The sequence below is a fragment of the Erysipelothrix aquatica genome (assembly GCF_009828775.2).
In the GTDB taxonomy this organism is placed as follows: Bacteria; Bacillota_I; Bacilli_A; order Erysipelotrichales; family Erysipelotrichaceae; genus Erysipelothrix; species Erysipelothrix aquatica.
In genome coordinates, this window is record NZ_WTSY02000002.1 from 26,556 (window position 1) to 46,083 (window position 19,528).

The window sequence follows — 19,528 nt, forward strand, 5'->3', positions numbered from 1 at the left end:
TTAGGATTCCTCATTTCCAATAAAGCACGAGAGCAAAATGGAATTTATTTTTTCATCTAATGTCGAACCCCTTGAGGTAAGAACAATCGGTACTTTCGCACCTTGAACGATTCCTGCCATTTTCCCTTCTGTAAATAGCGTTCCAACCTTTCCCAGTATATTTCCGCTAATGATATCTGGAACTACGAGAATATTTGCATCGCCTTGAATTTTACCCGTGTATTTCTTTGTGTTAGCGATGGTAGCAGATACTGCCAAATCGATCGAAATCGGGCCTTCGACAGTTGCATCCTTCCAAGTTTTTTGTGAAAGATTCTCCGAGTCGAGTGAGGCTTGTATGTGTGGATTGGTGTGTTCAGCCGCATCAATGAGTGCAACTTTCGGTACTTCAACCCCCAAAGCATGTGCAACGTGCACAGCATTTTCAATAATACCTATTTTTTGTTCATAATTTGGATAAGGGATCATTCCGCCATCAGTAATCATAAACATACGTTCCAAATATGGAATCTCAACCAAAGCAACATGTGATAGAACCGGCTGATTACGAATGCCAGTATCACGATTCACCACTTCACGCAAGAGATCACTTGTCTGAATAAAGCCTTTCATTAAAATATCTGCATCCCCGTCGCGAACGCATTCAACGGCTTTAAAAGCTGCTTCTTTATCAGTATCTGCATGTATAATTTTGAGGACATCGCGTATTTTATGAGCTTCAAGTATTTCCAATATTTGAGGTTCATCACCAATTAACGTTGGCTTAATATAGCCTCGTTTCATAATTTCAACAACTGATAATAGTGATGCTTCCTCATGAGCATTCACAAGCACAAGTTTGCGCGGTTTTATTTTATTTCGAATTAGGAGCGTTTCGAGTTCGACAAAGTTTTTAATCATATTATTGCACCTCGATTTTGTAATCCTCTGGCGAAACAATTGGTTTCATTGTTGTAAAGACATAGCGGAAAATGAAAGCAAGCGCGACCGGAACAACAATGAATGCAATGATTGCTTGAAGAATATTGATGAATGTCCAACCACCTGCAAGATTAATAGCATTGATTGGTCCGATAAATCCACTAATTCCAAAGCCTGCTGACATCGGCGTTCCTTGTTGACCAAGAATCGCTCCAATCATCCCTGCAATTGCAGCATTACAGACAATTGGCAACATAATTTTTGGTTTTTTGATAACGTTAGCCATTGCCATTTTCGGCGAACCGGCCATAAGTGCAATACTGATACCTGTTGAGTTTGCTTTCCAGCCTGTGATTGCCAGTCCAAAAGCAGTTGCACAGATTCCAATATTAGCAGCTGCCGACCCAATTCCCGTTAAGTTGATAGCAAGTGCTATACCGACCGTTGAAATTGGCGAAACAATCATCACTGCAAAGATTGATGCCATGAGTAGCGACATAATAATTGGTTGGAAATCCATTAATGATCCAATCATCGATGCCAATCCACCGGTGAACATTTTGACATAAGGTAACGTCAAGACACCAATTCCACCCGCAATAATCAACACAAGTGTTGGTGTTAAAAGTAGCGTATATGCTTTAAACCGACCATTTATGTATAAAATCATGATCGTCGCAATAGTTGCGGTAATGGAAATGTTTATGATATCTCCACTTCCTGCAAAGAGGAAACCGCCCCCTTCCGCAAATTTCCATGCTCCTGACCCTAGACCTGCTGCCATAGCAACAGAAGCCGTTTCAATCGGTGTAAATTTAAACTGCATAGATATTGCGTATCCAATAACCACCGCCATCATCGTCATCGCTAAGGATGTTGCATCTAAGACAAATTGTCCTTGTGGAAAGATTGGCAGAAGGGCTTTGAATAGCTCATTAAGTAACGCTCCAGGTATTAATACAACAACGGACCCGACAGCGATACCATTCAATATTTTCATCCCAAATCCTTTTTCAAAAATTGGTTTTTTTGTCATATTTTTCTCCTATATGTGTATTGGAAGTCCTTTCGCAAGTTCACTCGCATCCATAATTGATTCAGATAAAGAAGGGTGAACATGAATGATTAGGCTAATATCATCAAGAGTCAGTTGCGTTTCTATTGCCATTGTTAACTCAGCAATTAACTCACTTGCTTGTTCCCCAACAAGCTCGGCACCAAGAATTGATGAAGTCTCAGTATCTACAGTAATTCGAACAAATCCTTGTGTTTTTCCCATTGAAAGTGCACGACCATTCGCCTGAAGCGGGAATGTAAATCCTTTTGCTTTAAATCCTGATTTTTTTGCTGAATCGACGGTATGACCTACGACCGCAATTTCTGGATCTGTAAAACTCACTGCTGGAATCGCAGTATAGTCAAATCCCGCTGCTTGTCCAGCAATTACTTCAGCAACAACTTTTCCTTCATAACTTGCTTTATGTGCAAGCTGAGGACCAGGAATCACATCACCGATAGCATAAATATGATCGACAGATGTTCTACCTTGGGTATCAACCTCAATTATTCCACGTTGATCTTTTTTAACATCTGTATATTCCAAACCGATTTCATCGGTGTTAACGCTTCGGCCTACTGTTACCAAGACGTAATCAGCGGATATCGATTCTTGTTTGCCATTGGTTTCGAATGACACCGTTACAAGATCAGGTTCAGATACAGCTTTTGTAGCTTTGACATTTGTCAGAATTTCAACACCTTTGTGCTCAAAATTTCGAATCACCTCTTTGACAAGATCTTTACTAAATGTCGGCAAAATTGTTGACGTTCCTTCTAGTATTGTGACCTTCGTTCCGAGATTCGCGTACACACCTGCGAGCTCACTTCCAATGTATCCACCACCAACGATAACCATTGATTGTGGTACTTCTTTGAGGTTAAGGGCTCCGGTTGAATCTAAAATGCGATTACCAAATTTAAATCCTGGTATTTCGATTGGTCGGCTTCCAGTGGCAATAATTGCATTGTCGAAAGAGAATGTTTGACCTTCACTTCCACCCACCACGCGTACTTTTTCGTTGCCAATGAACATCGCTTCACCATATACAACAGAAATTTTATTTTTTTTCATGAGTGCGGCAATTCCACCAGTTAGTACATCCACAACTTGAGTCTTTTTCCATTGTTGTGTCTGAACCATATCTAGCGTTGATGGACCATAAGTTAATCCAAACTCATTTTTTTCTTGTGTAGCTCGGAATTCTTTACTCACATGAATCATCGCTTTTGATGGAATACACCCTACATTGAGACAAACTCCACCTAAAGTATCTTTTTCAATTAAAGTAACCTTTTGTCCCAGCTGGGCTGCGCGTATCGCAGCCACATAACCACCAGGACCTCCTCCAATAACAAGGGTTTGAGCGTGTTTACTAAAATCTCCTACTACCATATAACCCTACCCTTCTAAGACGATTTTATTTGGATCAGCTAAGAGTGATTTTAATTCGTCTAGTGCTTTCTGTGCTTCGACACCGTCAATGACACGATGATCAAATGTGAATGAAAGTTTCATAACTGGTGCTACTTCAAGTTCACGATCCGCATTTACGACCGGTTCATACGTAATACGGGATGTTCCCAAAATTGCAACCTCTGGGTAATTAATAATCGGTGTTGAGTAAACGGAATCTTTTGAAACCCCGCCGATATTCGTAATTGTAAATGAGCCATCACGCATACTTGATCCCGGTAATTTTCCTTCAGTAGCAAGTTCTGCATTTTTTTGGATTTCCTCGGAAATTTCAAATAAGTTTTTCGAATCTGCATGTTTGATGTTTGGTACATATAAACCACCATCCGTATTGGTTGCTACACCAATGTTGATTGCATTTCGATATACAATTTCAAAGTTTTTCTCATCTACAAACGCATTGAATATTGGATATTTTTTTAACATCGCTGTCGCTGCTTTTACAAAATAAGCTGTATAGGTTAAATTAACACCCTTTTCTTTTGCATATGCTTTGTAGTTCTCACGATGTTCCACTAATTTTGTGGCATTCAAGTCTGCAAAAACTGTGACACGCGGAATTTCATTTGCTGAACGAACCATCGCTTGCATCGTTGCTTTACGCATTGGTGACATAGTTTCGCGACGGTAACCACCGCTATCCACAGTTATTTCAGGTTCAAATACAGGTGCAACAGGTGCTGAAGATTCAACGACCGAAGCCACTACAGGTGCACCATTTAGGAATAAATCAATATCCTCACGCGTCACAGTATTATTTCTACCTGTAGCGGGGATTCCGTTAATATCTACACCCTTTTCACGCGCATATTTTCTAACCGATGGAATTGCTTTCGCCTTAGCTAAGACTACACCTTCTTTTGGTGCAACAACTGCTGTCTGAACCTCAGCCACTGAAACTTCTGGTTCAGTTTCTACATGCGCTTCACCTTCAATTTTGAAACCTGTTTTTGCGGCCCATGCATCGTCAACATCAATTTCTACTAATACTTGACCGACTGTCGCAATGTTTCCATCATCAATAAAAATTGATTTAACCAAACCAGTTACTGGTGATGGTACTTCTATAGTCGTTTTATCATTCGCAACTTCAAGCAGTAGATCGTCTTGCTTAATTGTATCGCCATTTTTAACACCCCAGCTTACAATTTCACTTTCTGTAATTCCTTCTCCAAGATCGGGAAGTCTATATTGAAATTTCATACAATCACCTAGTATCCTTCCTTAACAGTTTTTACTGCATCCATAATATCCTTTGCATTTGGTAGCCAAATCGTTTCAGCTGCAGGCAATGGATAAGTTGTATCCGGTGCAGAGACTCGTGTAACAGGCGCAAGTAAATCCAAGAAGAATCGCTCATTAATTTCTGATACGACATTCGCGGAAATACCCGCCTGACGTTGTGCCTCTTGAACTACAACGACTCGGCCTGTTTTACCAACGGAAGCTCCGATTGTTTCATAATCTGGATGTGATACAGTTCGCAAATCGATCACTTCAACACTAATGCCTTCATCAACGAGTGCTTCTGCAGCTTTAAGTGCTTCAATTACCATTGCACCGTAAGCAATAACAGTTACATCTGTACCCTCTTTTGTAACCGCAGCTTTATCTAATGGCACTTCATAGAGCCCTTCTGGAACCTCCATTTTTGCACCACGGTAGAGTTTTAAATGTTCTAAGAAAACAACTGGATCATTGCTACGAATTGAAGAAACGAGTAAACCTTTTGCATCATAGGCGTTCGTTGGGACGACAACACGTATTCCCGGCATTTGAGCCACGATACCCTCATAACTATCAGAGTGAATTTCAGGAGTTGCGACACCCCCACCGAAGGGACTGCGGATCGTAATTGGAGCCGTGATGTTTCCTTCTGTTCTAAAACGCATACGTGCCATTTGATTTGTAAGTGAGTCAATGGCTTCTGTTACAAACCCAAAGAATTGAATTTCAGGAATTGGACGGAAACCCACTGCGGCCAATCCAATAGCAAGTCCTAAAATTGCAGATTCTGCAAGCGGTGTATCAAAGACTCGGCTATCTGTATGAATTTGTTGTAATCCATTAGTAGCGCGGAAAACGCCACCATTTAATCCAACATCTTCACCAAATATAAGTGTTTTCTCGTCTTCTTTTAAAATTTCATCCAATGCATTTGTGATTGCTTCAACCATATTGAGTTGTGCCATTATTCTTGCTCCTCCTTAATTTTGAATGCTTCGTATTGTTCTTTTACAGAAGGCGGCATGACTTCAAACATATTTTTCAGGTAACCTGAGACTGTTTGTTTCTCTGCTTTACGTGCGATTTCAAGTGCTTCCTTAACTTCTGCTTGCGTTTTTTCTAGAACAGCTTCCTCTTTTTCTTCATTCCAAAGGCCGCGTTCCGTTAAGAAATTACGCATTCTAATAAGTTGATCTTTTGGCAACCAGCGCTCGACCATTTCATTTTCACGATAACGACGTGGATCATCACTTAAAGTATGCGGCCCATATCGGAATGTTAAGAATTCGAGCAGTACTGGACCATGACCATTCACTGCATGATCACGAGCCGCTTTTGTTGCAGCATATACCGCAAGAGGGTCCATACCATCCACAAATAAGTGTGCAATTCCGACGCCATGACCTTTTTGTGATAATGTTGCGGAGCGTGTTTGGAAACTACGTGGAACCGAAATTCCAAATCCATTATTCTGTGCTACGAAGATGACCGGCGCATCATAAACACCAGCAAAGTTTAGACCTTCATAAAAGTCACCTTGCGATGTACCCCCGTCACCAATGTAGGTTAGGGCGACATTTTTCTTATTATTTTTTTTCAACCCTAAACCAACACCTGTTGCTTGGACAATTTGAGCCCCAATGATAACTTGTGGTGGGAATGATTTAATTTCTTTGTCATAGGAGAAGCCATTAGTATGACCAATATACCAGTTCATTGCTTGAGACATTGGAACACCATGACGAATCATTGGTGGAACATCTCGATAGCTTGGTAATAGCCAATCACCTTTTTCTAAGACATATTGACTAATCAACTGACTTGCTTCCTGGCCTTCTGTTGGCGGAAGATTACCAATAATTCCTTGGCGACTGAGAATACTGACTCGATTATTGTATTCTCGACCCCACACCATGATTTCCATCATTTCAACAAGTTGCTCATCAGTGAGTTCTGGCATATAAGCCTCATTCACAATTTTTCCAGTTTCGTCCATGATTTGAAATAAATCTGGAAGTTTGTTTGATTCTTCTAGAATCTCTTTAAAATCTAATACTTTACTTTTTTTAGACATACGATTTCCTCTCTTTTTCGCATTTAAAAATGACAGCAATAAACTTCTGACTTCCTGAAACTTAGAATTGTAAGCGCTAACAACTTCTATCCAAATTATAGTTTGTATGCCCTTTCATGACCAATAGAAATTATTTTAACCTATAAAATAAATTTATAAGTCGATAAAAAAGCTGAAGAACGAATGTTCCTCAGCTTCATGATTACAGTATTAAATCAAGGTATTTTTTATATTGGATTGGTTCTTCTAGCATTGGGTTATGGCCACTTGCTTGAAACTGTCCATAGATTATGTTTGCATTATCAAAGACTATGTCTTTCCATAAACTTGTTGGTGCAACTAAATAGTCATATGGTGACAAGAGAAGCAAGACCGTTTTTTGATACTTTGTTAGAAATGATTCCGTATCGAACGTAGCAAATGCTTCGCCCCACAAATGATCTAAAGCAGGCATGTTATTCACAACATCATCCCACAAGTATGCACCATCAAATGTATAATCATAGAAACTGTGCGCTTGCATCGCTATATTCATCAATGAGAAACGGTCCGATTCATTACCTTGAACCGACTCTTGGAAGGCTTCCCATGCTCGATAAAACATTGCTTTACGTTCTACTGATGCCATGTCTTCAAAGTATTGAATGCTACCTTGCTGTCTTTCTGCGGTATTAGTTGGTGCTAAGTTTGACAGTATTAGTGTCGCTACATGATCAGGATAGGCTTTCGCATAGGCCATAGCCATGAATCCGTGTCCAGAGTGACCCAACACATGCATCGTGTCGATTCCAAGTATTATACGCATTGCCTCAATATCTTCAACAATTGCATCAAGATTATAGGGCGCTCCATCATCTACAGATTTTGAAAACCCTCTGTGGTCTGCAAAGACAAAGTTTGTCGAATCAAAAATTGAGTCTGCAAAAAGTTTGGGGTAATATACCGAACTACCGATTACAAATATCGGAGTATCTGTATCCTTTCTCATATCATTAATATTTAGTGTGTAACCATCTCGGTTAATTGATAATTTATTCATTGCTTTTCTCCTTTTAGTTTTAAATAAATTGTGTCGTTTAAAATTGAAAGAAGTAAATTATTCACGCTACTTCAATCAATTATCAAAAATTGAGTAGCTATACGCTTTTACACGCTTATCTATACCGAAATACATAGTATCAACTCCTTAAGGAGATATTATATCCAAAAAAGAATATAACGTCAAAAAAAACCATCTTACGATGGTCTGTGATTTACAATTTATGGTGGAGCTTAGCGGGATCGAACCGCTGACCTCCTGCGTGCAAGGCAGGCGCTCTCCCAGCTGAGCTAAAGCCCCATAATTTGGTTACAGATACTGTAACCATTCAATTGTAAATTTGGTGGAGCTTAGCGGGATCGAACCGCTGACCTCCTGCGTGCAAGGCAGGCGCTCTCCCAGCTGAGCTAAAGCCCCAAATATTTAGCAATCATTAGAAATGGTGGGCCTGAATGGATTCGAACCAGCGACCTCACCCTTATCAGGGGTGCGCTCTAACCAACTGAGCTACAGGCCCATATCTCGACTGCTTAATTAATATACCATTATGGCCTGTAAGTGTCAACAAAATTTGAACAATATCAGTCAAAAAAAGAGAACTTTATTTTCCAATTGAATTCCTCTCTGAAAAACCTACAAATTTAGCACGCTCTGGTCGATTCTAAGCCACCACAAACCGCGGTGTACGTTACTTTTTATACGAGGTACTAAATCTCTTAAATTGTTGTAATCGAGCTCTTTTTATGAGCATATTACTTTACCAAATATACCCCATAGGGTATATTGTATTTATGAAATCAAGGAGGCAATCAATGTTTTTCAATAAAGTTCCATCAGTCGCTTATCACGAATTACCTGCAAATGCAGTCATTATAGACGTTCGCGAACGACATGAGTACCAACAACATAAACTACCACGGACAAAAAATGTACCTTTGAGTCAGCTTGATGGGTTTCATAGTTCAAAAACAGTCTATGTAATCTGTGCAAGCGGCGCAAGGAGTAAACGCGCTGTGAAGTCATTACGCCAACGCAATATTGATGCCATTAATATTCGCGGCGGCATGATGCACATACGATAGGAGATAATTATGTTTCAAACTATACTCATCAATGAGTTCAAATATAATCAACAGGAACATCACGTTATTGATGTTCGCGAACCTATTGAGTTTGCTATGGGTTCAATACCAAATGCACTCAATATTCCACTTCAGACGATTCCTTACAATTTAGGATTGCTGGATAAGAGTAAAACTTATCACATTGTTTGCCAAAGCGGGTCTCGCTCCTACACTGCGGCACAATTCTTAGCGCAGCAAGGGTATAAAGTCGTCAATATGTTAGGCGGCATGTCTGCATATCGCGGATAGAAAACATCCATTTAGGGTGTTTTTTATAGGCCTGTCCCAGAATTAGTTATTCCGTCAAACAACTTTGTTATTATACTTATCAAGTTGAATAAAAAAAACTTTCTAAAGTAGAAAGTTGATTTAATATTTTATGGTGGAGCTTAGCGGGATCGAACCGCTGACCTCCTGCGTGCAAGGCAGGCGCTCTCCCAGCTGAGCTAAAGCCCCATATATTTTGTTATTATTTAAAGAAATGGTGGGCCTGAATGGATTCGAACCAGCGACCTCACCCTTATCAGGGGTGCGCTCTAACCAACTGAGCTACAGGCCCATTTCTGACTGCCTTAATAATATACCACTCGCATTTAGGGGTGTCAACCGGAATTGAACTTTATTTCATAATATCTCAAGTATTTAAGATATCCCATAAGACACCATCTAAATTTACACTATTATAACTGTAAGAAAGGCGTCATCATCTGATGAACGCCTCTTATTTATATTAAATTATGACTCTGTGCAAATTGATACAATGCGTCTACATCACCACTTGAAATGTAAGGCAATGCCGAGACAATAATATCATGAGACCACGTATACCAAGCAATCTCATTTAACATCGAAATCTCCGACTCACTGAAGCGCATTTTAAGCCTTTTCGCAGGATTACCGCCCACAACTTCATAATCCGCCACATCACGCGTTACAACCGCTCCAGATGCGATAATAGCACCATTCCCGATCGTTACGCCAGGCATAATTGTTGCTCCCATCCCGATCCATGAGTCATGCCCAATTATTGTATTACCTTTCGGTGAATACGATGCTTGAATCGTTTCCGCAAATGGATAGAGTGAAATCCATTCTGTATTATGGTTATTGTTTCCTCCCATAAGAATTACAACCTCACTAGCAATGCAGACATAGTTTCCAATTATTAATTGATCCAGTTCCCACTGATTTGATTCAATTGGGTTAAACAAAGTCCTTGAAAATGCATCTCCCCATAAAAAGCGAACACATCCATCTTCAAAATCATCAGACCCATAATAGCCTGAATAATACGAATATTCTCCGACCTCAATTAGGGGATTTGTAATTATATCTTTTAAGTATCTTGGCTCCGACCAATGTCGATAATCTATTTTCATGATAATACCTCTCTTCTATCGATTTTACTTAGAAGAGAGCACGACCACTGCGACATTTCTGAGCTGTTTTAGTTTTTGAACCAACTCATCACCTCATTTGTTTAAACATTATGCCATAATTTTACGTCATGTCAAATAAAAAGACTTCCCAAAGGAAGTCTTGATAGTCTCTAAAGTTAATAGTATTAACGTTTTGAGAATTGTGGTGCACGACGAGCGCCGCGAAGACCTGGTTTTTTACGTTCTTTAGCACGTGGGTCACGTGTAACGAATCCAGCTGCTTTGAGGGCAGGACGGTAATCTGCTGATGCTTCGATTAAAGCACGAGTAATTCCGTGACGGATTGCTCCGGCTTGACCTGTAAGTCCTCCACCTTTAACGTTAACATTAACGTCAAATTGGTCAACAGTTGATGTCACTTCAAAAGGTGAACGAACTGTCATTTGTAATAATTCTGAAGGCAAATGCGCTTCAATAGGTTTGTGGTTAATTGTAATAACACCAGTTCCTGGAGTCAAATAGACACGAGCAACGGATGTCTTACGACGACCTGTACCTAAGTAAGTTACTTTGTTTTTTGTTGTCATACTCTTCTCCTATCCCTTGATTACCATTTCCACTGGTTGTTGAGCTGCATGTGGGTGGTTTTCACCTTTGTAAACAAATAAATGTTTACGTTGAACATCGCCCAAGCTTGTGTGTGGTAACATACCGTGAATAGCTCTTTCGACCCATTCTACTGTGTATGCTTCACGCATTACACGTGTTGAACGTGTACGCATTCCACCAGGGTAGTGTGAGTGATTGTAGTAGAATTTTTTGAATTCTTGATCTCCGCTGACTTTAATTTTGTCTGCATTGATAACGATTACGTAATCTCCACCGTCTACGTTAGGTGTGTAAGTTGGTTTGTGCTTTCCACGTAATACTGTTGCAACTTCACTTGCAAGACGTCCTAGAGTCTTGTCAGTTCCATCAACAACATACCATTGGCGCATAACATCTGCTGGTTTCGTCATAGTTGTTTGACGCATAAAATTTCCTCCTAAACCAAAAGTAGTTTCCGGGGCTACTATTGGCATAAAGTGCCGATATAAATTATATGTTCTTTGGCAATAAAAGTCAAGAAACTAATTAGGAATTGTACGTGACTTTTTCTAAATAAAGACCACACCCAGGCACATTGTGTTTTGCAATATCTTTGTCCTTAGCATCTCGGTACATTTTGACCGTATCAGGACTTATTTTTTCAGATCCGACCATGACCATCGATGCGATGATCATACGTACCATATATCTTAAAAATCCAGTTCCCGTAATCCGAAATTCAAGAATATCATCCGAAACAGTCATATCAAAACTATGAACTGTACGAATTTGATTGGGAAACAAGTCAAGTGGTGAACTATTGAAACTTGTAAAATCATGCTCGCCCACAATATATTCCATTGCTTCTTCAATTTTTGAAAGGTTAAGCGGGTTATTGAACTGGTAAACATAGTTTCGTTCAAAGACATTGTACGGCCCGACATTAATTCGGTAAACGTACGTCTTTGCAATTGCATCATGGCGAGCATGAAATGTATCATCAACACTTTCCACTTTGAGAATATTAATTGCATCTGAGGTTTGCGTGTTAAGTGCCTTAATCCAATTTGTAATTGGCATGTTTATATCCGAATCAAAATGAAAGACTTGAGCCAATGCATGAACCTGTGTATCAGTTCGACCCGATCCATGAATTGGTACTGATTTACGATGGAGCCTTTTTAGTGCTCCTTCAATATCGTCTTGTACACTATCTTTCGATGGCTGTTTTTGCCATCCTGAGAAGGCGGACCCATCATAAGCAACCGTCACTTTGTAGCGCATTAGATACGTCCAATCATAATTGTTGCTATGAGGATAGCAACTGATAGAACAATAAACATCCAATCGCTTGCTTTTACTTCAAGTTGTTTATAACGTGTTCGTGTTTTTCCTGGGTAATATCCACGTGCTTCCATCGCATCTGCTAAATCTTCCGCACGCATATAACTCATCATGAATAGAGGACTGATCATCGAAACGATTCCGGCTATTTTTTCTTTTAGCGACCCTTCATCTAAATCTACACCACGGCTTGCTTGCGCATTCATAATCCGTTGTGTGTCTTCAATTAAAGTTGGTATATAGCGAAGCACAATTGAGATCATCATTGCTATCTCGTGCGCGGGAACTTTAATGCGACGTAAAGGACTTAGTAAATCCTCTATTCCAAGTGTCAATTCTAATGGCTGAGTTGTTGCTGTCAAAAGTGTTGTTACCATGATCATCTGTATTAAACGGCTAACGATGAACAATGTTGAAAAAATAGCACCGCTGTAAATATTCCATCCAAAAATCGAAACAAGAACATAGCCTTCTCGGATTGCAAACATATTTAGAATGAATAAGAAAATCAACATAAACATCATCGGTTTCATCGATTTTAAAATAAATTTGAATGTGAGTTTCGACGCAAGAATTGCTGCACCTAAAATAACAAACATAAAGATACTTCCGGCAGCATTATTGACATTAAAGATAGCAATCATCAAGATAATCATTGCCACCATTTTAAAACGCGGATCCATTTTATGGATTTTTGAATCGAGCGGAACGTAACGTCCTAATGCAATATTATTCATGACGTCCCTCCTTAACCATTTGCGCAATGATAGCAAGGTCGAGTTCTGTTCCTGTATCGATGCCTCTTTGTTTCAAAGATGCTTTCAGTTGTAAGACTTTTGGGACAACAAATTCTAAACTATCCAAACGACTGGTATCTTCAAAGAAGTTCTGAGTTGTTCCGCTAAAGAACACCTGACCATCTTTTAGAACAAGGACTTCGTCTGCGTAGTTTAGTACATGATCCATATCATGAGTTACCATGATAACTGTCTTGTTATAGTCTTTATTGAGTGTCATAAACAATTGCATCATATCACGACTTCCTTGCGGATCAAGACCAGCAGTTGGTTCGTCTAGTACGATAATTTCTGGGTCTGTTGCCAAAACACCTGCAATTGCGACACGTCGTTTTTGACCGCCAGAAAGGTCAAAGGGAGATTGTTGCCATAACGCTTCATCAATTCCGACTAAACGGAGCGCACGTTCTACATTTGTTTTAATTGTCTCGTCACTGAACCCAAAGTTCTTAGGACCAAATGCAACATCTTGATAAATTGTTTCTTCGAACAATTGCATTTCTGGAAACTGAAAAACCAATCCAACTTTAGAACGCAATGCTTTCAATTTAGAGGGCTTTTCATTCGCGACATGTATATGGTCAAGAATTTGAACTTCGCCTGCTGTAGGGCGCAACAAACCGTTTAGGTGTTGGACAAGCGTCGATTTCCCACTACCCGTAGCACCAATAATTGCGGTAACCACACCTGGGTTGATTGTGGCATTAATATCACGCAAAGCTACATATGCAAAAGGCGATTTCGGAGCATACTCAAAACCAACATTTTTAAATGTTATTGCCATAATTCCTCAATCATCCTTTCTACATCATACATCTCTTCCAGTTCAATTCCCTGGACCTTCAGTGCATTATAAAACTTAACACTGAAAGGAATATCTAATTGTAACTTTACAAGCGTTTCGGCTTGGTTCAAGATACTCTCTGGTGTTCCTTGCATTGCAATTGACCCACCGCTCATAACAATGACATAATCGGACATCAATACTTCTTCAATGTCATGCGTGATGGATAAGATTGTCATTTTATTTTTGTGGTGTAATTCATGCACCAAATCATTTACTTCTTTACGGCCTTTGGGGTCTAACATACTCGTTGCTTCATCCAAAACCAAAAGTTCTGGACTCATCGCAAGAGCCCCTGCGATTGCTACTCGTTGTTTTTGTCCACCTGACAGTTTGGTCGGCTCATGACCTAAATAATCGAGCATTCCGACACGACCTGCAAATGTTTCAATAACACCATCCATAAGTGCAGGTTCTACTGTACGATTTTCTAGCCCAAATGCGATATCATCACGGACCGTGGATCCGATAAATTGATTATCTGGATTTTGGAATACAATTGCGATTTTTTCGCGGACGTCATAAACATTATCATGTGTAAGGATCATGTCATCGATTTGGATTTTCCCTTCATCAGCTTCAAGTAAACCGATGATGAGTTTCGCAACAGTAGATTTTCCACTTCCATTATGGCCAATAATTGTTACATAATCTCCTTTGTTAACCTCAAAATCAATGCCATCGACAGCATTGACTTTTTTGTTATAGGAGAATTTTAAATTACTTACTGTTAATTGTTTCAAATTACTCACTCCAAACTATTGAATTGCATTTAATTTTGATATTGCAATAATAACCTCAGTTGCTTTTTCCATCGTTTCAACAACGGCAAATTCATGTTTTCCGTGGAAATTCTCACCACCTGTAAAGATATTAGGTGTCGGTAACCCCATGTAAGAAAGTCTTGAACCGTCAGTCCCTCCACGTACAGGTGCAATGATAGGTTCAATATCACAAGCAAGCATTGCTTCTTTTGCTAGTTCAACAATACTCATATCTTTTTCAATGATATTACGCATATTATAGTATGTTTCTTCTGTTTCTACCATTACTGTACCCGCGCCATATTTAGCATTAAGATTCGCTGCAATGGTATCCATAAGGTCCATACGTGCTTCAAATTTACTATCATCATGATCACGGATAATAAATATCATCTTCGCATCTTCAACAGTCGATTCCATATCTGACATCATAAAGAAACCTTCATAATCTTCAGTATGCTCTGGACGTTCTAGTGGCGGGAGTTGATTAAAGAATTCCATCGCTACAACACCCGCGTTAATCATGGTATCTTTGGCGGACCCAGGATGAACACTGACTCCCTTAATGGTTACAAGTGATTCCGCAGCATTAAAAGTTTCATATTCCATTTCACCCAATCCGCCACCATCTACAGTGTATGCAAAATCTGCTTCAAATCCTTCGACATCGAAAGCATCAGCACCAGTGCCAATTTCCTCATCAATCGTAAATGCGATTCGGACATCACCATGCTCTACTTCTGGGTGTTGTACTAAGTATTCCATGGCCGTCATAATTTCAGCAATTCCTGCTTTATTGTCAGCACCAAGAAGTGTCGTCCCATCAGTAACAACCAGTGTCTTTCCAACATATTTTTTTAAATTCGGGAACACATCAACTTTCGTTACAATATTTAATGCTTCATTCAAGACAATATCGCGACCATCGTAATTTTCGATGATTCGTGGCTGTACATTTTCCGAGTTAAAATCAGCTGTATCCATATGAGAAATGAAACCTACAGTACGAACATCTCTATCCACATTTGAAGGCAACAAAGCAGTCACAATAGCATTATCATCGATTTTAACTTTTTCTAAACCAATCGCAATACATTCTTGATAAAGCATTTTCGCCAAATCAAATTGTATTTGGGTTGAAGGGGTTGTCATAGATCCACTATCTGATCGAGTGTTTATTTTAGTATAACGTACTAAGCGTTCAATTAAAGTATCTTTCATAGTCTCTACCTCGCTAGTCTGTTGTTATTTTACCATATTTGATAACGGAAATGTTACAGAGTGATAGGGTAACCTCATAAAAAAATCCACTATTCAGTGGATTAATTGATAATGCTATTCTGTTGGTTCTTCTACAACTTCATTGGCAAGATCTAAGACTGCGTTTTCTGCCTCTTGACTGATTGCATCTAAAGCATCAATTGTCTTCTCGACATGCTTTTTATTATTTGCGTTTAGATAGTATGCTGCAGCACCAACTGCACTACCGATAATTACGAGTGGTAAGAATTTTTTCATTGAATCTCCTGCCTTTCTTCTATTATTAGTGTATCATACTCATACTTGTTTAGAAAGTGAAGATATCACGAACTCTTTGAATCTAACGGTCTTCTGATATGACATATTTATAGATTGCATGTGCGAATCCATGCTCCGTATTTTTTTCTGTTTGAAATTGAGCAGCATCACGAACGGCTTGGTGTGCATTTCCCATTGCCACGGAAATCCCTGCGATTTTTAACATCGCGATATCATTCGAGTCATCTCCGATCGCAAATACATCATCCATGCTCAGACCCAAATGTTCGCATAGGATTTGGAGTGAGCGTCCTTTGTTTGCACCTTCTTGTGTTATTTCATAATAACGATTAGCGGACATTGGATAAGAAATGCATTTGAGCGGTTCTAACTCTGATAAGACCCGTTCTAATTTTCGGTGTGACAAGGTAAATATTTGAATTTTTTCGACTTCGTAATTATTGTCCTTGATGAAAGTCGCCAAATCACGAACTGTTGGATGCGATTTGAAATCATTATGAAAAAGGATTTTTCGTCCCATTTTTTGAAACCAGGATTGATCATAACATTCACCATTGATATGTAACGATGTCCACACACGATAAGGTTTTACAATTTCCACAATTTTGATTGCAAGTTCAGTGGACATTAAATCCGAATCAATATCTTCCATTGTACGTAAATTTGTAATCCGAGCACCGTTTGAACTTATTGCATAATCGCAAATATTTAAATCACGAATCGGTTTCGGAATCCCGTCTAAAGAGCGTCCAGTTGTAGGCACAAGTATGTAACCACGCTTTGAAAGATCAATCAGGGCTTTCAATGTTGATTGATCTACTTTTCGATAGTTATTGATGGTTGTACCATCGATGTCAAACGCAATAATTTTTGGTTTCATTGAGTACCTCGTATACTACTAACTATATAAAAAAACTTGCCTTATGACAAGTTTTTACTGGAATAATAAATATGCTGCATATTCCACTGGATGATCACTGGTAACAACTTCAAAATCAGGGGATAAGTTCTTCACGACTGCATTGTAGACATGTTTATTGTTCAATAAAACGCCACCGCCGAATGCAATCTTTGTTTTACCATTTAATTCGAAGTTATTTGCGAGATCGGCTAGTTCTTGTCCTGCACGTTCGTAAACATTATCAGCATGAACACTTTGAACATTTCCTGCAATCTTACTGAATTGAGCAACCCATGTTCTATAATCACTTTGATGATTGTTTGCGATGCTGATGAGGTCATACGCTTCCGTCAATTCAAAATGATGCATAATTGCTGTATATAAATCCGTTCGTGGTAAACGTCCATCAGCTTCTTTTGTAAATACTTCAAGGATGCGCTTACCAATCCAAAAAGCACTTCCTTCATCAGCCAATAGGTATCCGAACCCTCCGCGACGATCATAGTTACAATCCTGTTTGCGGAATGCAATTGAACCTGTTCCAGAAATTAGGTAAACACCATCATTCATGGATAGTGCTGATGCCATCGCAAATTTTGCATCGTTCATGATAACTGCTTTAGGGAAAACACCCCATATTGCATCTTCAATTCCTTTGCGTACTTGCTGATCCTCTCCATAACCAGCAGTACCAATTGCTACACCCATCGATTCAAAATCATAACCTCGTTTTTCAAACTCTAAACGAACTTCTTCAAGTACCTTTTTAATACCATCAAAGCCCACCCGCATAAAGTGGATACTATCACGATCAATTCGGTCAATGTTTACACCTTTATCATCAAAGATGAGGAAACGCGTATGCGTTCCCCCTGCATCAATACCGAGGTATTGTTTCATAGTGTAAACTCGAATTTTTGCCATGGTTTAATCTTGTCGAGTAAGAATACTTCTTCTTCAACAACATGACCGACAACGTTTGAACGGCCTGTATTAACCATATCACGTTTCGCAATATTCAATTCACCTGCATAGTGTCCAAAATTATCACTCTCGATTACGATGTCTCCACGTTTAATCATCTCAGGAGCATTGAAGACTGGGAAGCCTTGCCCTTTGTATTTAACACGTGACATTGTTGAACGGAGTAGATAGTCATTGACATCCCCACGGTTGAAATGTGGTTCTTCAAGGACGATTTTTTTCATGAGCTCAGGAATATCATTAACAAGTTCAACTTGTAAGTTTAATTTTGTAAGGTTTACTTTTTTCACTTCAGCCATTTCTGCATCTGAAGGAACAAAGTTTGAGATAATAATGTCATCTAAAACATTACGTGCAACATAGTCTTTCATTTGGACGTGAAGTGGTAAATTACGATGTGACTCGAGTGTTACCAAACCGTAGTCTACAGGCCATGGTCCGTAAGCTTCAGGACTTTGACTTGCAACGAATGCAGCCGTACGTAAGCCATATTTTGTAAAACGTTTTGTTGTATTTACAAATTGTTCTTCATTCAATCCTGAGTAAGGGTGTGGATAGAAGTTATGGCATGCAATCAAGTTATATTGATTTGGTTGGTAATCCATAATTGTATCGATGTAATGCGTATCGTTACTCATATTGATTTCAATTTTGAGATCAAATTCATTGAATGTCATCATTGATTCTTGATGACCACCAAATCCTGCATCGAGGCGAACGCCATCAGCACCTATTTCATGGAAGAAAGTTAAATCATCATAGCTAATTCCTAAGTCAGCGAAAACTTTAGGACTAACGTCAACAATGATTTCAAACCCATGATCACGTGCAAAATTATTGATTTCAATAAATTCTGCTTTGATTTCTTCTTGTGGCTTTTCGACAGAAAGTAAGCATGAGAAGATACGTGAGAACCCTGCATCTGCTGCTTTAACAATATAGTCTTTCATTTCTTCAACTGTTGATTTATCTGGATAAATCGATATTCCTAATTTTCTCATAAAAACTCCTTTTATTTGTACCTACAATCTTAGTTTAACCAAACATTATAATGTTGTCAAATCTGCAGACTTGCAACATTCTTGTGGTTGACTAGATTGGGTAAATATTGAATATCCAATAGTAGGATATAAACATTGATAGTATTGCAATAAGTCCAAAAACAATCCAAAATCCTTTTTGCATTCCTTTGTTGGAATCAACAAAATACAAGCAGTATGCGATGACACCACCTGAAGTAACTCCAATTACGATTACGCGGAGAAAGTTTAGTTGCAATCCGAATGCATCGAGCAACAAGGGAAACCCTAATGTTGATGCTAAGATTCCAAACATCACTATAAATGAACTTTTGAATGAAAAACGTGTTATGGAACTTGTCTTCTTTTCTGCTTTTCTTCTTGCCATATTGACTCCTTCTAATTAAAAGGTCTTGCTCAATGCAAGACCTTTTAAGCATTTATTGTATTT

The 19,528-nt window shown here is 39.0% G+C and carries 22 protein-coding genes and 5 tRNA genes; 2 read left to right on the plus strand and 25 right to left on the minus strand.

Going from position 1 to position 19,528, the window contains the following annotated elements; genetic code table 11:
- The 10 genes from GVV20_RS00750 to GVV20_RS00795 form a co-directional block, all read right to left on the minus strand.
- Positions 1-900, minus strand: coding sequence for a phosphate acyltransferase (locus tag GVV20_RS00750; protein WP_236261762.1), 900 nt, complete (start codon positions 898-900; stop codon positions 1-3).
- Position 901: 1 nt separating this feature from the next.
- Positions 902-1,957 carry a PTS sugar transporter subunit IIC gene (locus GVV20_RS00755; RefSeq protein ID WP_159635192.1) on the minus strand — a complete coding sequence of 352 codons (1,056 nt, stop codon included), beginning with the start codon at positions 1,955-1,957 and terminating at the stop codon, positions 902-904.
- A 9-nt stretch (positions 1,958-1,966) separates the two neighbouring features.
- Positions 1,967-3,373 (minus strand): dihydrolipoyl dehydrogenase, encoded by a 1,407-nt coding sequence (gene lpdA / locus GVV20_RS00760; RefSeq protein WP_159741600.1) that lies wholly within the window; start codon positions 3,371-3,373, stop codon positions 1,967-1,969.
- 6 nt (positions 3,374-3,379) lie between these two features.
- Positions 3,380-4,657, minus strand: a complete 1,278-nt coding sequence (locus GVV20_RS00765; protein ID WP_159812688.1) for a dihydrolipoamide acetyltransferase family protein — start codon at positions 4,655-4,657, stop codon at positions 3,380-3,382.
- An 8-nt stretch (positions 4,658-4,665) separates the two neighbouring features.
- A complete protein-coding gene (locus GVV20_RS00770; protein ID WP_159741565.1) occupies positions 4,666-5,646 on the minus strand; it encodes an alpha-ketoacid dehydrogenase subunit beta in 981 nt (326 codons plus the stop codon).
- The gene (pdhA, locus tag GVV20_RS00775) at positions 5,646-6,755 is read right to left on the minus strand and encodes a pyruvate dehydrogenase (acetyl-transferring) E1 component subunit alpha (RefSeq protein ID WP_159741564.1); all 1,110 of its coding nucleotides are present in this window, start codon (positions 6,753-6,755) and stop codon (positions 5,646-5,648) included. The genes GVV20_RS00770 and pdhA overlap by 1 nt, the downstream gene beginning before the upstream one ends.
- Positions 6,756-6,957: 202 nt before the next feature.
- Positions 6,958-7,794, minus strand: a complete 837-nt coding sequence (locus GVV20_RS00780) for an alpha/beta fold hydrolase (protein WP_159741563.1) — start codon at positions 7,792-7,794, stop codon at positions 6,958-6,960.
- A gap of 224 nt (positions 7,795-8,018) precedes the next feature.
- Positions 8,019-8,094, minus strand: a tRNA-Ala gene (locus GVV20_RS00785).
- 41 nt (positions 8,095-8,135) lie between these two features.
- A tRNA-Ala gene (locus GVV20_RS00790) sits at positions 8,136-8,211 on the minus strand.
- Positions 8,212-8,234: 23 nt separating this feature from the next.
- Positions 8,235-8,311 (minus strand) — tRNA-Ile (locus GVV20_RS00795).
- A gap of 295 nt (positions 8,312-8,606) precedes the next feature.
- On the opposite strand from GVV20_RS00795, the gene GVV20_RS00800 reads away from it, so the two are divergent.
- Both GVV20_RS00800 and GVV20_RS00805 read left to right on the plus strand, forming a co-directional pair.
- Positions 8,607-8,876 (plus strand): rhodanese-like domain-containing protein, encoded by a 270-nt coding sequence (locus GVV20_RS00800; RefSeq protein WP_159741562.1) that lies wholly within the window; start codon positions 8,607-8,609, stop codon positions 8,874-8,876.
- Between the two features lie 9 nt (positions 8,877-8,885).
- The gene (locus GVV20_RS00805; protein WP_159641097.1) at positions 8,886-9,167 is read left to right on the plus strand and encodes a rhodanese-like domain-containing protein; all 282 of its coding nucleotides are present in this window, start codon (positions 8,886-8,888) and stop codon (positions 9,165-9,167) included.
- A 131-nt stretch (positions 9,168-9,298) separates the two neighbouring features.
- On the opposite strand, the gene GVV20_RS00810 is transcribed toward GVV20_RS00805, so the two are convergent.
- The 15 genes from GVV20_RS00810 to GVV20_RS00880 form a co-directional block, all read right to left on the minus strand.
- A tRNA-Ala gene (locus GVV20_RS00810) sits at positions 9,299-9,374 on the minus strand.
- Between the two features lie 26 nt (positions 9,375-9,400).
- Positions 9,401-9,477, minus strand: a tRNA-Ile gene (locus GVV20_RS00815).
- A gap of 166 nt (positions 9,478-9,643) precedes the next feature.
- On the minus strand, positions 9,644-10,297 hold the full coding sequence (locus GVV20_RS10615) for a CatB-related O-acetyltransferase (protein ID WP_159741561.1): 654 nt from the start codon (positions 10,295-10,297) through the stop codon (positions 9,644-9,646).
- Positions 10,298-10,482: 185 nt separating this feature from the next.
- Complete coding sequence (gene rpsI, locus GVV20_RS00825) at positions 10,483-10,884, minus strand: 30S ribosomal protein S9 (RefSeq protein ID WP_159635218.1); 402 nt, start codon at positions 10,882-10,884, stop codon at positions 10,483-10,485.
- A gap of 9 nt (positions 10,885-10,893) precedes the next feature.
- Positions 10,894-11,331, minus strand: coding sequence for a 50S ribosomal protein L13 (rplM, locus tag GVV20_RS00830; protein WP_159741744.1), 438 nt, complete (start codon positions 11,329-11,331; stop codon positions 10,894-10,896).
- Positions 11,332-11,431: 100 nt separating this feature from the next.
- Positions 11,432-12,169: a tRNA pseudouridine(38-40) synthase TruA gene (gene truA, locus GVV20_RS00835; RefSeq protein ID WP_159741566.1), complete on the minus strand. Its 738-nt coding sequence runs from the start codon at positions 12,167-12,169 to the stop codon at positions 11,432-11,434.
- Positions 12,169-12,966 carry an energy-coupling factor transporter transmembrane component T family protein gene (locus tag GVV20_RS00840; RefSeq protein ID WP_159741567.1) on the minus strand — a complete coding sequence of 266 codons (798 nt, stop codon included), beginning with the start codon at positions 12,964-12,966 and terminating at the stop codon, positions 12,169-12,171. The genes truA and GVV20_RS00840 overlap by 1 nt, the downstream gene beginning before the upstream one ends.
- The gene (locus GVV20_RS00845; protein ID WP_159741568.1) at positions 12,959-13,810 is read right to left on the minus strand and encodes an energy-coupling factor transporter ATPase; all 852 of its coding nucleotides are present in this window, start codon (positions 13,808-13,810) and stop codon (positions 12,959-12,961) included. The genes GVV20_RS00840 and GVV20_RS00845 overlap by 8 nt, the downstream gene beginning before the upstream one ends.
- The gene (locus tag GVV20_RS00850; RefSeq protein WP_159741569.1) at positions 13,801-14,613 is read right to left on the minus strand and encodes an energy-coupling factor transporter ATPase; all 813 of its coding nucleotides are present in this window, start codon (positions 14,611-14,613) and stop codon (positions 13,801-13,803) included. Before GVV20_RS00850 ends, GVV20_RS00845 begins: the two co-directional genes overlap by 10 nt.
- Before the next feature lie 15 nt (positions 14,614-14,628).
- Positions 14,629-15,855: a peptidase T gene (pepT, locus tag GVV20_RS00855; RefSeq protein ID WP_159741570.1), complete on the minus strand. Its 1,227-nt coding sequence runs from the start codon at positions 15,853-15,855 to the stop codon at positions 14,629-14,631.
- A gap of 114 nt (positions 15,856-15,969) precedes the next feature.
- A complete protein-coding gene (locus GVV20_RS00860; RefSeq protein ID WP_159635239.1) occupies positions 15,970-16,152 on the minus strand; it encodes a hypothetical protein in 183 nt (60 codons plus the stop codon).
- Between the two features lie 82 nt (positions 16,153-16,234).
- Entirely contained in the window at positions 16,235-17,053 is an 819-nt protein-coding gene (locus GVV20_RS00865; protein WP_159741571.1) for an HAD family hydrolase, read from the minus strand.
- 54 nt (positions 17,054-17,107) lie between these two features.
- The gene (locus GVV20_RS00870) at positions 17,108-17,974 is read right to left on the minus strand and encodes an N-acetylglucosamine kinase (RefSeq protein ID WP_159812686.1); all 867 of its coding nucleotides are present in this window, start codon (positions 17,972-17,974) and stop codon (positions 17,108-17,110) included.
- The gene (locus GVV20_RS00875) at positions 17,971-19,059 is read right to left on the minus strand and encodes a DUF871 domain-containing protein (protein WP_159741708.1); all 1,089 of its coding nucleotides are present in this window, start codon (positions 19,057-19,059) and stop codon (positions 17,971-17,973) included. Before GVV20_RS00875 ends, GVV20_RS00870 begins: the two co-directional genes overlap by 4 nt.
- 91 nt (positions 19,060-19,150) lie before the next feature.
- Positions 19,151-19,465 (minus strand): hypothetical protein, encoded by a 315-nt coding sequence (locus GVV20_RS00880; RefSeq protein WP_159635248.1) that lies wholly within the window; start codon positions 19,463-19,465, stop codon positions 19,151-19,153.
- Positions 19,466-19,528: the final 63 nt, after the last annotated feature.

Coding starts and splice junctions, on each gene's coding strand:
- GVV20_RS00870 (WP_159812686.1), bottom strand. CDS start 17,974: ATGAAACAATACCTCGGTATTGATGCAGGGGGAACGCATACGCGTTTC.
- truA (WP_159741566.1), bottom strand. CDS start 12,169: ATGCGCTACAAAGTGACGGTTGCTTATGATGGGTCCGCCTTCTCAGGA.
- GVV20_RS00765 (WP_159812688.1), bottom strand. CDS start 4,657: ATGAAATTTCAATATAGACTTCCCGATCTTGGAGAAGGAATTACAGAA.
- rpsI (WP_159635218.1), bottom strand. CDS start 10,884: ATGACAACAAAAAACAAAGTAACTTACTTAGGTACAGGTCGTCGTAAG.
- GVV20_RS00840 (WP_159741567.1), bottom strand. CDS start 12,966: ATGAATAATATTGCATTAGGACGTTACGTTCCGCTCGATTCAAAAATC.
- GVV20_RS10615 (WP_159741561.1), bottom strand. CDS start 10,297: ATGAAAATAGATTATCGACATTGGTCGGAGCCAAGATACTTAAAAGAT.
- GVV20_RS00755 (WP_159635192.1), bottom strand. CDS start 1,957: ATGACAAAAAAACCAATTTTTGAAAAAGGATTTGGGATGAAAATATTG.
- GVV20_RS00770 (WP_159741565.1), bottom strand. CDS start 5,646: ATGGCACAACTCAATATGGTTGAAGCAATCACAAATGCATTGGATGAA.
- GVV20_RS00845 (WP_159741568.1), bottom strand. CDS start 13,810: ATGGCAATAACATTTAAAAATGTTGGTTTTGAGTATGCTCCGAAATCG.
- pepT (WP_159741570.1), bottom strand. CDS start 15,855: ATGAAAGATACTTTAATTGAACGCTTAGTACGTTATACTAAAATAAAC.
- pdhA (WP_159741564.1), bottom strand. CDS start 6,755: ATGTCTAAAAAAAGTAAAGTATTAGATTTTAAAGAGATTCTAGAAGAA.
- rplM (WP_159741744.1), bottom strand. CDS start 11,331: ATGCGTCAAACAACTATGACGAAACCAGCAGATGTTATGCGCCAATGG.
- GVV20_RS00860 (WP_159635239.1), bottom strand. CDS start 16,152: ATGAAAAAATTCTTACCACTCGTAATTATCGGTAGTGCAGTTGGTGCT.
- GVV20_RS00780 (WP_159741563.1), bottom strand. CDS start 7,794: ATGAATAAATTATCAATTAACCGAGATGGTTACACACTAAATATTAAT.
- GVV20_RS00865 (WP_159741571.1), bottom strand. CDS start 17,053: ATGAAACCAAAAATTATTGCGTTTGACATCGATGGTACAACCATCAAT.
- GVV20_RS00880 (WP_159635248.1), bottom strand. CDS start 19,465: ATGGCAAGAAGAAAAGCAGAAAAGAAGACAAGTTCCATAACACGTTTT.
- GVV20_RS00805 (WP_159641097.1), top strand. CDS start 8,886: ATGTTTCAAACTATACTCATCAATGAGTTCAAATATAATCAACAGGAA.
- GVV20_RS00750 (WP_236261762.1), bottom strand. CDS start 900: ATGATTAAAAACTTTGTCGAACTCGAAACGCTCCTAATTCGAAATAAA.
- lpdA (WP_159741600.1), bottom strand. CDS start 3,373: ATGGTAGTAGGAGATTTTAGTAAACACGCTCAAACCCTTGTTATTGGA.
- GVV20_RS00875 (WP_159741708.1), bottom strand. CDS start 19,059: ATGAGAAAATTAGGAATATCGATTTATCCAGATAAATCAACAGTTGAA.
- GVV20_RS00800 (WP_159741562.1), top strand. CDS start 8,607: ATGTTTTTCAATAAAGTTCCATCAGTCGCTTATCACGAATTACCTGCA.